Below are 13,951 nucleotides of genomic sequence, written 5' to 3'. Positions count from 1 at the left end.
CCCGGATCGCGGGCGTCGAACCGGAAGACGACGAAACCCCACAAGCCGACGCGGACTAGGATTTCACGCTCACCACAGGTGAGGCACCACTCCGGATTACGCGCTCATTTTCAAATGAGGCACCTCGGCATCCCGACACGTTCGACACCGCGCCGTTCCCGCCACAGCGTCGTCGTGCGCGTGAACGACTGCACCCGCTGGCGTCGGGTGAACGTCACCGTGCGCGTCCAGCGCGTCGCGCCCGCCACGGCGATCCGATCCTGACGGGCGCCGGTCCGGTCAGGCTCATCGGACGACCCGCCGCCCAGATCGTAGCCTTCCTCGCGAGCATGGACGAACCGCATCGACGCCCACAGCAGGCCGACGGCGGCGGGGACCATCATCAGCCACCATGGTACGGCGTCGATCATCAGCGCCGCGACCGCCGCGCACGCGGTGGCGATCGCGCCGACGGCGAGCGGCATCGTCAGGAAATAGCGGGTCAGACCGCGCCCGGTATGCCGGATGGTCGGCTCGTGCAGGTCCCATTCGGGCAGCATCGTGGCGAGGATCGCCCAGACGCGGCCGGTGCCGACGACCGGCAGGATGCGCGAACGGGCCGTCGCCTCGTCGCCGGATTCGTCGCCCGCGTTCACGGTGCTCAGGCCGACCTCGACCGAGCACAGGTGTAACGGGCGTCGCAGCAGCGACTGGCGGACGACGACCGTCTGGATGCGGGAGACCGGCAACGTGACGGTGCGGCGGGTGAGCAGGCCGCGCGCGATGACCAGATCGTCGCCGCGCCGCCACACCTCGAACCCATGGAACCGCAGCATCGACGCGACGACGCTCGCCGCCGCCAGCACGATCATGCACACAACGGCCAACAGCGCAATCGACAGCAGTCCCCGCGCGACGATCCCGTCGAACGCGCCGACGGCCGCGTCGCGCCACGAGTCGGGCACGAAATCCTCGTACTGCTGGATGACGCCCCACGCGGCGAGCGCCGCCGCAAGGAACCCGATGTCGGTGATGGCGAACAGCAGGATGTCGCGCGTCGACGCACGGAACACCGGTTGCGTCGCGTCGGCGGGGCGTGCGATGCCGGTGGTTTCCGGCAGTTCCGTCACGGTCGGTCGTGCGTTGATGTCGGTGTCGGTGGCGTCGTCCGTGATCCGGGCGGCCGTGTCGCGCCGCGATTCGAGTTCGAGTTGCAGGATCGCGGGGACGGCGTCGAGCGTGATGTCGGATTCGTCGCCGCCGGCGCTGACGGTCAATCGCACGACGGCGAACGGTCGCATCCACACGGGCGTTGTGCCGTCGATCGCGTGGATGCGGTCGTATCCGATGGCGCGGCGCGACCGGAAGAACAATCCGGATCGGAATTCCAGCGAATCGTCGGTCAGTCGGTAGCGGGTCGCGAGCCATCGGGCGACGGACGTGAACGGCGAGACGACCAGCACGACGCCGGCCAACGCGAACAGCACGCGGCCCTTGAGCGTCGACCATCCGCCGGTGACGAACGCGATCACGACCAGCCATCCGATGGTCTGGCACATGCCGACGAACGGCGTGACCAGTGCGATCGGATGCAGCCGGCGCCACCGGTCGGGCGCGGCTGGAGCGGCGGGTGCGGCTGGCGCGACGGGCGCGGGCGTGGGATCGGCGGGCGTCATCACACGTCCTCCTTCGCGGCGGCGACGCGCGCGGTGATCAGCGAGACGACGCGCTCCGCCTCGTCGGTCGTCAGCGACTCGATCGCATGCTCGCCGACCGCCGTGTGCACGACGACCGTGGTCATGCCGTAATGCCGCAGCACCGGCCCCTGCTTCGTGTCGACGTGCTGCACGCGGTTGAACGGGATCGTCGTCGACTTGCGCCACAGCCAGCCGGTGCGGATGCGCATGTCGCGCGCGCCGATCCGGAAGCGGTGGAACGCGTACCGGTAGCGGGTCTGCACCGGCTGCACCGCCAGCGCGAGCAGCGCGTACGCGGCGATCAGCGCGAGCACGAGCGGCTGCCAGACATCCCACCAGCCGTTCCAACGGCATACGATCGCCGACACCGCGCACACCGCCACCGTGATCGCGCAGCTGATCGCCTCGTTCGCCATCCACACGCGCCGCATCCGCTCCGGCAGCGCCCGCCACTCCTCATCGTCGCTGCGGGGGAGGGGCGTGGCGGGCGGTGCGAGGGAGGCCGATGACGCCGGTGCGGGCGTGGGTTCGGTTGTGGGCTCGGTTGTGGGCTCGATGGCGGGGTGGGCCGCGGGGGCGGGGCGGACCGCGGGGGCGACGGGCCTTGGTGTGGCTCCCGCTGCCATCTGGCTGCCGCGCGTCCCGTCCGGCTCTTCCGTCGCGGACGCCGCGTCGGCGCTCGCCGTTGTGGGCACGCCGTCGGGAATCGTGTGCATGGTCATGATCGCTCGTTTCTCTCGTTGCGCTTGCGGTTCGTCATCGTCGTCGCGCGCGCGGGTACATCATCTGACCTCCACTGTAGCGGCGCGACGACGGTTCCCGGCCGCCGGGTACACGCCTGTGTACCGTCGCCGCGGGCCCGCCTCCGCGTGGGTAGAGTCGGAGCCATGAACCGATACGAAACCAATGCAGGCCCGGCCGACGCCGACGACGCCCGGGCCGATTCCTCCGATGCCCCCGATTCGCTTGACGCGGGGCCGACGATGCCGCAACCCGCATCGACCGCCGGTCCGGCTCCGATCGCGGACGGTGTCCGCCGAGCCGGCGCGGCACCGACCTTTGGAACGTCCGGCCTGGCGTCGGGGTCATCCACCGCATACTCGCCGGCGACGCTGCCTCCGATACCGGGAGGCACGGCCTCGGCACCAGAGGCGTACGCCGCATCGGATCCGTACACCGCGCCGAACCCGTACATCCCCGCCTCCCGCTACCCGACCCCGGCGGAGTTCGGCGACGCGTGCGCCGCCGGATATCCGCGTCGGCAGACCATGCGGCCGCCGCTGGACATGCCGTGGTACGGCATCGGTTTCCCCGCCGCGGTCGACCGCTTCTGGCGCAAGGCGCTCGTGTTCCGCGGGCGCGCGTCGCGCGGCGAATACTGGTGGTCGTGGCTGTTCCGCATGCTGCTGATGGCCGCCGTCGTGACGTTCGTGGCCGGCGTCTCGCAATGCCTGGGCCTGCCGGTGGGCGTCGACGATTCGCCCGCCGCCGTCGCGGCCCTGATCGTGCAGCTGATCCTGCTGCTGCCGTCGTTGTCGACGTCGGTGCGACGCCTGCACGACGCGAACCTTCGCGGCTGGTGGGTGCTCATCCCGTCGCTGCTGCAGGTCGGCGCCGTGGTCATGCTGGTCGGATCGCTCATCGTCGGCGGTGTGATGGCGGCGCTCGCGGACGCCGAATCGGGGGCGACGACGGCGGGCGGATCTGCTGGGGAAACGTTCGCCGTGCAGACGGTCGTCGTCGCGATGCTCGTGTTCCTCGGCATGGAACTGCTGTCGGCGCTGGTGTCGCTGGTGCTGATGGTCCTGCCGCCCAACCCGCGCGGCGCCCGGTTCGACCGGCCGCGCCGCCGCACCGCATGGCGCCCGACGCGACGGCCGGGGCGGCGTCTCGCGTCCGTCGGCGGGGCTGGGCGCACGATGGCGTCCTATGATTCCGATGAATCCGACGATTCCGATGAAGGAACGGGGGCGCGATGATCGGGAATCCATCGGCCGGTCCGGCACCGGCGACGCCCGAGTCTCCGACGCCGACGCCGACGATGACGCCGACGACAGCGGCATCATCCGCCTCGTCGTCTGCGTCCGCAACGCCGGTGCCGTCGGCCATGTCCGCAACATCGACCGCGTCTACATCGTTTGCTGCGTCTGCATCGTCCGCAAATACTGCCGCGTCTGCAACGTCCGCGACGACTGCGGCTTCTGCATCGTCTGCAATGTTCATACCGTCCGGGGCGTCGGCATCGTCCGCATCGTCCACATGGCGACGATTGCTGGCCTGGTGGCGCGAACCGCATTTCGCGCAGAAGGTCGCCGTGGAAACGATCGCACTGATTGTCGTGGCGATGATCATCGTCCCGCCGGCAACGCCGTCGGCGGTCGCGTCCACGCTCGTCTGCGCGGCGTTCGTCGCGGTGATGCCTCGATACGCGCGCACGATCGCACCGCTGACGGTCGTCGCGGCGCTCGCCACATCGCCGCTGTCCGCCGCGGGTTCGTGGACGGCGGTCGACTTCGCCCTCATCGCCGCGTTCCTGACCGCCGGATACGCGCTGTCCCGGCGTGTGGCGGTCGCCATGCTGGGCGCGTACGTGCTGATCGACGCGGCGATGTTCACCTGGCTGGGTGCATCGTCGTTCGGCGGCGGCGTGGTGGACGGCATGATCGACGCGATGCTCGGCGCGACCGCCGACCCGACGGCGTCGCCGGCGCAACCGGCGGCCGCGGCGCTGCCGCACTACACGCCGATCATATTCGTCGCGACGATCATGTTCGATCTGATGGCGTTCGGATTCCTCACCGTGTTCGGCATGGCGTTCCGTCGCGGCGACGACGCCGACGAACGGGCGGTCCGCAGCGAGATGCTGCTCGGCCGCGTCACCCGCGAACAGGAGCTGGCGCATGTCATCCACGATGCGGTCGCCAACGACATGTCGACTATCGCGATGCTCGCCTGGCGCGCGAAAGGCGAGCCGGACCGCGGCGAGCGCGACCTGATGCTCGACACCATCTACGAACGTTCGCACCACGCACTCGACCGGGTGCACGAGGTAATCGATGTGCTCAACGGCAAGCGGTCTTTGGACGATGTGGGTCCAAGTATCTCCAACGATGCACATCCGCTCGCGTTCGACATGCAGATCGAGAAATACCTCGAAGACCAGGACCGCGTGATGACGATGCTCGGCCTGCCCGGCGTCTCCCGCGTCGACGTGCGCGCCGACGCATACGACGATGCGTGCGACGGTGCACATGATGGCCCGCAGGACGGTGCCTATGACGCCTCGTCGGCCGCCGGCGAGGCGGACGGCTCCGAATCCGACAGCTCCGGACATATCGGCCACGGGACCTATGACGGCGGCCCGGCCGTGTCCGAGCCGGTGCGCCGCGTGACGATGGCGCTGTTGGAGGAGATCTACGCGAACCTGGTGAGGCATTGTCCGATGCCGGACGATTCTGCGGCCGCCATGCCGTCGCTGGACATGCCGGCTACGGGCGCGATGCCGGCTACGGCAATGGGTGCGCCCACAGGGGCGGCGCCATGCGTGACGTCGCATGCGGCGCCGCCGGAGCCGGTGTACAGCCTGTTCGTCGGCATCGATGCCGACCGCATCCGCATCAGCGCGATGAACCCGATAGAACCCACGCCGTCCGCCGGCCGACCCCGCAACCCCCGCCGCAGCAACCGCAGGCACGGCAGCGGACTCGCGTTGCACCGCGCCGCCGTCGAATCGCTCGGCGGTACGATGACCGCCGGCGCGCGCGACGGCAGCTGGATGATCGGCGTCGAACTGCCGCTCCACTGAGCCGGCGTATGTGGCCGGGCGGCGCGTTCCGTCAATACCGATGGAGATGTGAGCCCAGCCACTCCGTCGGAACCGACGGAAACCACTCCCAGCCGTTCTGCCATCGGGGGCAGCGGCAAACGCCCGGCCATTCTGCTGCCGGAACCGGCGTTGAGAACGCCCGGCTATGTTCCATCGGGGCCGGTGGTCAGCTGCCTACCGGCTGAGCCAGATCGCGACGGCGTGTGCGAGCGAATGCGCGCCCAGCTTCTCGACGGCGCGATGCGCATGCGTGCGCACCGTCGACGCGGCCACGCCCCACTGGGCTGCGATCTGCTCATACGTCATGCCGCGCGACAGCAGATGCAGCGTCTGCGCCTCCTTCGCGCCCAGCCGCGGCGGCAGATCCGCCGACGGTGATGCCGGCGCCGATGATGCGGCCGTCGGGTGAGTCGTCGCCGAACCGCGCCGCGCGTCGGACGATGGGCTCGCGGTCGTGGCGCCGTTGCCGGTCGTGGCGCCGATGGACCGGCCTCCGCTGCCTGCGGTTATCGCTTCCGTCACCGCTGCCGCCGACGGCATCGGCGCGCCGCTCGACGGTACCGTCGTCGCCGGGCGCTCGCCATAGGCGATGCGCCGGTGCGCGTCGAACGCGGTCTGGAACCGACCTGCCGCGCATGCGGAAGCAGGCCGTGCGGAACTTCGATGACGGGCAGAACTCGCGGCATCGTCGGCGTTGGCACCACCGGCGTCGTCGCCATCCGCGACGTCCGGATCGAACGTACGGCCGGCGGCGATCGTGCGCAACGCGCGGGCGAGGAGGGGGATGTCGGCCTTGGAGACGATGCCCTGCGCGCCGGCCGTGGCCGCGCGGTCGGCGTACGTGTCTACCGAGAACGCGGTGATGGCGAGCATCGGCACGCGGTTGGTGCGCGAGCGGATACGGCGGCATACGCTGATGCCGGTCGATTCGCCCAGCGACATGTCGACGAGCAGCAGGTCGGGACGGGTGTCGGGCGCGAGTGCCGTGCGGACCGCCTCGTCGGCGGTTGCGGCGCTCCACAGCCATCGTGCGCCGGGCAGCAGCTGCGGCAGGATGCCCTGCAATGCGATTGTGGCCATGCGATCGTTGTCGACCGCGGCGACCGTCAGCGGCGTGGCCGGCTTCTCTTCGGCGGCCGGCTTTTCTTCGACGGCCGGTCGCTCTCCCTCATTCGGCTTGGTCATGGCCTCCATCATAGGGATGCCGCGGGGAGGCGGCGGGGACGGCTGTCCACGGACGTCGAATGCATTCAGGCGACGTGCAGAAAGTCGCGTAGCCTTGTGGCCATGGAAACGAACGATATGCAGCCGGCGTCGATGCCGGAACCCTCCGACCGCCCCGCTACGCCGGCGACGCCGCCGGCGGAACCGGATTCCGCATCCTCGACCGCGCCCGAGTATGTTTCACGTGAAAACATGACTTCCGATGTCTCCGACGCAACGTCTGCCGATGTCGCCGCAGACGTTTCACGTGAAACGCCGTCGTCGCAGTCGGCGTCTCGGCGGATGTCCCAGCCTGTCCCCCAGCAGACGTCCCAGCAGTGGGGCCAACAGCAGTACCCGCCGCAGCGGTACCCGCAGTACTCGCAACAGTCGTACCCGCCGTATCCGTCGCAATCCGACGCGTCGTTTACGCAAGGCGGTGCAGCCGGTCCCATCGGCCACAACGGCCCCGTCGGCCAAGGCCGGCCGGGCGGCTCGATGCCGCCGCAACCCGGCATGTACGCCCCCATGCCGTCGGCCGGCTCCTACGGCATGCCCGTCGACCCGGCCGCGGCGCGCCGGTATGCGCTGCGGCGCACGGTCAACCGGTCCGCCGGACTCATCCTCGCCTACCAGACGATCATCATGGCGGCGAGCATGGTCTTCGGTCTCATCATCGGCGTCGTGGCGTCGGTCGCCATGATCGCGCGCTCGGGTGCGACGGGCGCGACCGGTGACGGCGGGCTGATGACCGACGCGCAGATGGCGTCGGACATCATGCTGCGCTGGACCGGCATGCTGAGCCTGGCGTCCGTGCTCGTCGGCTTCCTGTTCATGCTGCTCATGCGACACCGCATGATTCTCACCCGCGCGTTCTGGACCGGCGTGCCCGGCGAGCACGCCGACATGCGCCCCGCCTGGTTCCTCACGTTCCTCGCGCTCGTCATCGGCGTCCAGAGCGTACTGATCCTTGCCCAGCTCATCTTCGCCGCCCTCGGCATACCGCTCGTGTCACCCACGTCGGACAGCCTCGACGAGTCGGCGGTGACCGTGAGCATGTGGCTGTACATTGGCCTGATCGGGCCGGTCGTGGAGGAGGTCGTGTTCCGCGGCGTGCTCATGCGCCAGCTCAGGCCGTTCGGCCGCAACTTCGCGATCGTCACGTCCGCGCTCATGTTCGCCCTGTTCCACGACGACGTCGTCCAGGGCGTGTTCGCGTTCCTGTGCGGCCTCGTGTTCGGCTTCGTCGCGATGGAATACTCGCTCGTCTGGTCGATTGCGCTGCATGTCGTCAACAATGCGGTCATCAGCGGCGTGCTCAGCGAATTCGCCGCGTCGTTCGGCCCGACCGGCGACGCCGCGTACGCGTTCCTGCTCATGATCGTCGGCATCGGCGGCCTGATCGCCGTCTGGATGAACCACGGGTGGGGACTGCGCGAATACGCGCGCATCAACCGCTCCGAACCCGGCACCTACCGCAGTTGGACGACCGGCTGGTTCCTCGCGTTCGTCATCATCAACGGCGTGGTCACGCTCGTCTCCTTCGCTTCCGCCATGATCGGCTAGATGGATCGTCCCGCCGTACGTCGCCCCGCCCGCGTCGCATTATCTCGTACCGATTGCGACGCAGGCGGGGCGTTTTGCGTCGCTGTTCGCATGATTCCGCCGTCTCTCATACGAACGGCGACGCTGATGGCCCGGTTTGCGTCGCAATCGGTATGCGTCGGACTCCCCATAATCGGATTGCGACGCTGACGGCCCGGTTTCCGTCGGGATTCGTATGTTCCTTCCGTTCCTCATACAAACGGCGACGCCGATGGCCCGGTTTGCGTCGTGTTGTTCGTGCGATCCGTCCGTCCCTGCGTGGACTGCCACTTGTACCGATTGCGGCGCGGGCGGGGGTCTTTGCGTCGCAATCGGTTCGCGGAGGACTCTCCGTATGCGGATTGCGACGCTGACGGCCCGGTTTGCGTCGCAACCCGCATATGTTTGACGGCTCTCTTGCAGATGACGACGCGGATGGAGTGGTTTGCGTCGTAATCGGTAAATGGCGGGGTTCCGCAGATGGATTGCGACTTGTACCGATTGCGACGCCGGCGGGGCGTTTTGCGTCGCTGTTCGCATGATTTCGCCGCCTCTCAAACGAACGGCGACGCTGGCGGCCCAGTTTGCGTCGCAATCTGTATGTGTTGGACTCTTCGTACGCGGATGACGACGCTGACGGCCCGGTTTGCGTCGGGATTTGTAAGCGGGACGGGTCGGGCATGCGGATTGCGACGCGATCGGTGATACGCCGTACACAAGGTGGTCCGCCGGATACAAGGCGGGCCGCAGAGCCACCGGGGCGCGGTGAGACGCGGCCGAACCGCCGGCCGGGGCGTGCCGTACAGTGGAAACACCGAGTTCCGTGCGATTGTTGGGAGATCCATGAGCCAGTTCGAGCCGTTCTACGACGTCAACCTCAGCTACGACGACAACTATGCGAAGGGCCCGTTCGGCGCCTTCGCCGAGGCGCTCGCCGATTCGTCCGCCACGTCCCCGTCCGCCGCCGGCCATCCGTCCGATTCCGACGATTCCGCAGCCGCCCCGTCCACGCCCGCCGTCGACTTCCTCGGCCACCGCGTCGGCCTGCCGTTCGGCATCCCCGCCGGCCCGCTGCTCAACGAGCGGTTCACGACGGCCGCGTTCCGCGCCGGCTTCGACCTGGCCACCTACAAGACGGTCCGCTCGCGCGCGTGGGGCTGCAACGCGTTCCCGAACGTCCTCGCCGTCCACCCGCGTTCCGCGGACGGCTCGCTCACGCCGGGCAGCGCCGAACTCGACGAAGGCGTCCTCGCCGACACCCGCTACGAGCAGCCGATCTCCATCTCCAACTCGTTCGGCGTGCCGTCGCGCGATCCGGACGAATGGCAGCCGGACATGCGCCGCGCCATCGAGGCCGCCGGTGACGGCCAGCTGCTCATCCCCAGCTTCCAGGGCTCGCGCACGGACGGCATGACCACCGACGACTACATCGCCGACCACGTTGCCACCGCGCGTCTCGTCGCCGAGACGGGCGCCGACCTGATGGTCATGAACACGAGCTGCCCGAACGAGGGCCACAACCGTCTGCTGTGCCACGATCCGGAGCTGGTCGGCCGCATCACCGAAGCGGTGAAGGGTGAGATCGGCGACCGCGCGCTGGCGATCAAACTCGCGTACATTCCGCCGGTCGAGGTCGAGGGCGGCTGGGGCGAAGGCCGTCGCATCGTCGATGATTCGGCGCTCGAGTTCATGGTGCGGCAGACCGCCGCGCGCGGCACCGTGCAGGCGTTCTCCGCGATCAACACGATCTCGGCCCGACTGGTCGACCAGGACGGCAACCAGGCGCTGCCGGGCGCGGGCCGCGACCGCAGCGGCGTGTGCGGCCGTGCGATCCGTGGCGCCGGCCTCGACATGGTGTCCCGACTGGCCGCGATCCGCGAGAAGCTGGGGCTCGACTACACGATCATCGGCCTGGGCGGCGTGGTCGAACCCGAGGACTACCTCGCGTACCGCACGGCCGGCGCCGACGCGGTGATGAGCGCCACCGGCGCGATGTGGGATGCGACCCTCGCCCGCCGCATCAAGGCCGCCGTCCGCTGATTCGCCGGTTCGTCCCCTTGCTTGCGCACTATATGCGATTGTGCGGGGTGGGCTAGGGGCGTTTCTTTCCGTGGGGAAGCCTTCATCGATGATGCATCACGGTCAGGTCGGGAATTGTTCTCGCTGACCGCTCCTCAGTGAGAACAATCCAGGAGCAAACCGCTGATCGTAATCGCTGGCGGCTTCTCAGCGAGGAGAATATGCGGTCAAGCCGGGTAATCGTCTCGCTGGCGGCATCTCAGTGAGGAAGATGCCCGGGCAAACCCGACCATCATCTCACTGGCGACCCCTTAACGAGCAACTCGTATGGGTAAGCCGGGAATTACTCTCGCTGCGCCAAGACCTACGGCATGCAAAACGTCCGGTCCTCCATTACAGGAAAAGCCCCTCGTGATGAGGGGCTTTTCGCATATGCGGAGGCGCCGGCCGTCATGACGGCCAATGACGGTCCGCAATCCGGAATCAGGTCCCGGATCGGGAACCGGAATCAGGCCTCGGAGGCGGCGAGACGCTCGCGGGCCTCGACGATCTCCTTCTCGGCGACCTCGGCGTTGGTCCAGTAGTCGCCCGGCAGGACCTCCTTGCCCGGCTCCAGCGCCTTGTACTGCTCGAAGAAGTGCTTGATCTCGGCCTTGTGGAACTCGGAGACGTCGTCGATGTCCTTGATGTGGTCGTAGCGGACGTCGGCCGGCACGCACAGCACCTTGTCGTCGCCGCCGGCCTCGTCGACCATGTGGTACAGGCCCACGGCGCGGCACTCGACCACGCAGCCCGGGAACACGGAGTGGTTGATCATGATGAGGGCGTCCAGCGGGTCGCCGTCCTCGCCCAGGGTGCCGTCGATGTAGCCGTAGTCGTCCGGGTAGCCCATCGCGGTGAACAGCTCACGGTCGAGGAAGACGCGGCCGGTCTCGTGGTCGACCTCGTACTTGTTCTTGGAGCCGCGCGGGATCTCCACGACGACGTTGAAGGTTTCTGCCATGTCGTTTCTCCTTGAAATAGACGGTTGCAGGTTGCCACCCACCACAATACCCCGATTCGCGGATGCGCCGGGCGGATGGCCCGGGTATGACGAGGGCCGGCCGCCTCCGATGGGGGAGACGGCAGGCCCCTGACGGTCATCGCCGGCTCACTGCCGACTCGTCGCCGGATGATGCGCGTCAGCGCACGACGGTGAACACGTGCGCGACGTCGGCCCACGGGGCGAGCGAGACGAAGTTGTCCCAGCCCCAGGTGAACTCGCGGCCGGTCAGCTCGTCGCGCAGGACCGCGCCGTGCTTCGGGTCGATGCCGTAGTCGGTCATCTCGAAGTGGACGCCGGCCTGATGCGCGTTGTGGCCGTCGAGGTTGACGACGACGATGATCGTCTCGTCCTTGCCGGTGCCGGTCAGTTCGGCCGGCGTGTGGCGGGCGAACGCGATGATCGACGGGTCGGTCGTCGGCAGGATCGTCACGTTGTGGTAGCCGAACGCGGACGCGTGCTCGCGGCGGATGCGGTTGAGCGAGGCGAGCAGCGTGCCGATGCCGTACTTGTCGGCCTCGTCCCAGTCGCGCACCTTGATCTCGTACTTCTCGTTGTCGATCTGCTCCTCGAAGCCGGGGCGCTGCACGTTCTCGATCAGCTCGTAGCCGTTGTAGATGCCCCAGCTCGGCGAACCCATCGCGGCGAGGACGGCGCGCACCGCGTGGCCGGCGATGCCGTTGTCGCGCAGGTAGGCGGTGAGGATGTCCGGCGTGGTGGGCCAGAACGTGTTGTGCTGCCAGAAGCCGCCGTCGCCGTTGGTCTCCAGCAGGAACTCCTCGAGCTCCTCCTTGGTGTTGCGCCACGGGAAGTAGCAGTGCGACTGGGTGAAGCCCACGTAGCTCAGGGCGCGCATCATGCCCGGGCGGGTGAACGCCTCGGCCAGGAACAGCACCTCCGGATGCTTCTTGGTGACGGCGGTGATCACGTCCTGCCAGAAGCGCACCGGCTTGGTGTGCGGGTTGTCGATGCGGAAGATCGTCACGCCCGCCTCGATCCACAGGTTGAGGATGCGCTCGACCTCCTTCTCGATGCCCTCCATGTCGGCGTTGAAGTCGATCGGGTAGATGTCCTGGTACTTCTTCGGCGGGTTCTCGGCGAACGCGATGGTGCCGTCCGGCTTGACGCGGAACCAGTTCGGATGCTGCTTGACCCACGGGTGGTCGGGCGAGCACTGGAGCGCGAAGTCGAGCGAGATCTCGAGGCCCAGCTCGTGGGCGCGCGCGGTGAGCGCCTTGAAGTCGTCCATCGTGCCCAGCAGCGGGTCGACGGTGTCGTGGCCGCCCAGCTCGGAACCGATGCCGAACGGCGAACCCGGATCGTCGGGGCCGGCGATCAGCGAATTGTTGCGGCCCTTGCGGTTGGTCACGCCGATCGGGAAGATCGGCGGCAGGTAGACGATGTCGAAGCCTTCGGCCTTGGCGCGCTCCAGGCCGGCCATCGACGTGGCGAGCGTGCCCGGCACGATCCTGCCGGTCTCCGGATCGCGGGTTGCGCCTTCGGAGCGCGGAAAGAACTGGTACCAGGCGGCGAAGCTGGCGCCCGGACGTTCGACCTTGAAGCGCTGCGGCGTGCTGGGGGAGATGCCGTCGCGCAGCGGGTTGGATCCGTGCAGCGCCTCGATCTCGGCGTTGTCGGCGGCGGCGAGACGCTCGGCCGGCTCCAGCGTGCGGTCGGTCATGACCTTGGCGGCCTCGCGCAGCGTCTTCTTCTGCGCGGCGTTCAGCTTGGAGTCCTTCGCGTCGGCCCAGCGGGCGAGCATCTGCGCGCCCGAGGCGAGCGCGTTCTCGACGTCGTCGTTGACCTTGACCTTGATCTGCGCGTCATGCAGCCAGGAGGCGTAGATGTCCTCCCAGCCTTCGATGGTGACGGTCCACTCGCCCAGCTGCTTCTTCACCTCGGCGAACTCCGGCTGCCACGGCTTGACGTCGGAGCGTTCGCCGCAGGCGAGCGTCACCTCCCAGCGATCGAGGCCCGGATTGGTGCAGGTCATCGGGACGCGGGCCATCTCCTTGCCGCGCGGGCCGCGCACGACGGCGGTGGCGCCGACCTTGGTGCGGCCTTCGATGAACACCTGCGCGGTCATGTGGAACATCTCGCCCAGTTCGACGCGCGCCGGGTAGACGCCGTTCTCGGCGGCCGGGGTGATGTCCATGACGTTGACGCGGCCGAACTGGCCGGGTGCGTCAACGGGGATGACCGGAGCCGGGGCCTCGCCGATCTGCGGCTCAGCCTTCTTGGCGGTGCGGCGCGTGGTGGTCCTGCGGGTGCGGGTCGGCTTCTTCGCTTCGGACGTCTTCGTCGCGGGGGCGGAGGCCTGGTCGGTGGAAGTGGTGCTGTTGCTGCGCTCTTCGGCGCTCTTCTCTGATTCTGCCATACGGCCCATTGTAGGCCGACCGTCGATCGCGGGCTGCCATGATGCGGTTCCGTGAGACGACGGCCCTCGTCGAACCCGTCCGATGTGGATAAGTCGGCGGGTTATCCACCGCGAGTTATCCACAACACGCCGACGACCCCACCGTTCGACCACATCATCCGAAAACCCGCCGCCGCCAAGCCGGACCCTGCCAGTATGGCTCCAATCCCGCGCCACAGCGGGCA

9 protein-coding genes are annotated in these 13,951 nt (G+C 68.4%); 4 read left to right on the top strand and 5 right to left on the bottom strand.

What is annotated here, in order from left to right:
* Window positions 1–110 precede the first annotated feature (110 nt).
* A complete protein-coding gene (locus D2E24_RS07370; RefSeq protein ID WP_125968696.1) occupies window positions 111–1,655 on the bottom strand; it encodes a PH domain-containing protein in 1,545 nt (514 codons plus the stop codon).
* On the bottom strand, window positions 1,655–2,398 hold the full coding sequence (locus D2E24_RS07365) for a PH domain-containing protein (RefSeq protein ID WP_125968695.1): 744 nt from the start codon (window positions 2,396–2,398) through the stop codon (window positions 1,655–1,657). The genes D2E24_RS07370 and D2E24_RS07365 overlap by 1 nt, the downstream gene beginning before the upstream one ends.
* A 165-nt stretch (window positions 2,399–2,563) precedes the next feature.
* Between D2E24_RS07365 and D2E24_RS07360 the strand changes: the two genes are divergently transcribed.
* Window positions 2,564–3,655 carry a DUF805 domain-containing protein gene (locus D2E24_RS07360; protein WP_125968694.1) on the top strand — a complete coding sequence of 364 codons (1,092 nt, stop codon included), beginning with the start codon at window positions 2,564–2,566 and terminating at the stop codon, window positions 3,653–3,655.
* Between the two features lie 335 nt (window positions 3,656–3,990).
* The gene (locus tag D2E24_RS07355; RefSeq protein WP_125968693.1) at window positions 3,991–5,481 is read left to right on the top strand and encodes a hypothetical protein; all 1,491 of its coding nucleotides are present in this window, start codon (window positions 3,991–3,993) and stop codon (window positions 5,479–5,481) included.
* A gap of 195 nt (window positions 5,482–5,676) precedes the next feature.
* On the opposite strand, the gene D2E24_RS07350 is transcribed toward D2E24_RS07355, so the two are convergent.
* Complete coding sequence (locus D2E24_RS07350) at window positions 5,677–6,687, bottom strand: response regulator transcription factor (protein ID WP_164521054.1); 1,011 nt, start codon at window positions 6,685–6,687, stop codon at window positions 5,677–5,679.
* Between the two features lie 534 nt (window positions 6,688–7,221).
* Between D2E24_RS07350 and D2E24_RS07345 the strand changes: the two genes are divergently transcribed.
* Window positions 7,222–8,271 (top strand): CPBP family intramembrane glutamic endopeptidase, encoded by a 1,050-nt coding sequence (locus D2E24_RS07345; RefSeq protein WP_241222911.1) that lies wholly within the window; start codon window positions 7,222–7,224, stop codon window positions 8,269–8,271.
* An 861-nt stretch (window positions 8,272–9,132) separates the two neighbouring features.
* Window positions 9,133–10,329, top strand: a complete 1,197-nt coding sequence (locus D2E24_RS07340) for a beta/alpha barrel domain-containing protein (protein ID WP_125968690.1) — start codon at window positions 9,133–9,135, stop codon at window positions 10,327–10,329.
* A gap of 487 nt (window positions 10,330–10,816) precedes the next feature.
* Here the strand turns inward: D2E24_RS07340 and D2E24_RS07335 are convergent, their stop codons facing one another.
* Both D2E24_RS07335 and D2E24_RS07330 read right to left on the bottom strand, forming a co-directional pair.
* The gene (locus tag D2E24_RS07335) at window positions 10,817–11,311 is read right to left on the bottom strand and encodes an inorganic diphosphatase (RefSeq protein WP_125968689.1); all 495 of its coding nucleotides are present in this window, start codon (window positions 11,309–11,311) and stop codon (window positions 10,817–10,819) included.
* Window positions 11,312–11,489: 178 nt separating this feature from the next.
* Entirely contained in the window at window positions 11,490–13,727 is a 2,238-nt protein-coding gene (locus D2E24_RS07330) for a maltotransferase domain-containing protein (RefSeq protein ID WP_420897484.1), read from the bottom strand.
* Between the last annotated feature and the right edge of the window lie 224 nt (window positions 13,728–13,951).

This window comes from Bifidobacterium samirii (genome assembly GCF_003952945.1).
GTDB classification, from domain to species: domain Bacteria; phylum Actinomycetota; class Actinomycetes; order Actinomycetales; family Bifidobacteriaceae; genus Bifidobacterium; species Bifidobacterium samirii.
The sequence above is the reverse complement of the archived record's forward strand: the minus strand, read 5'-3'. Positions and strand labels throughout refer to the sequence as shown.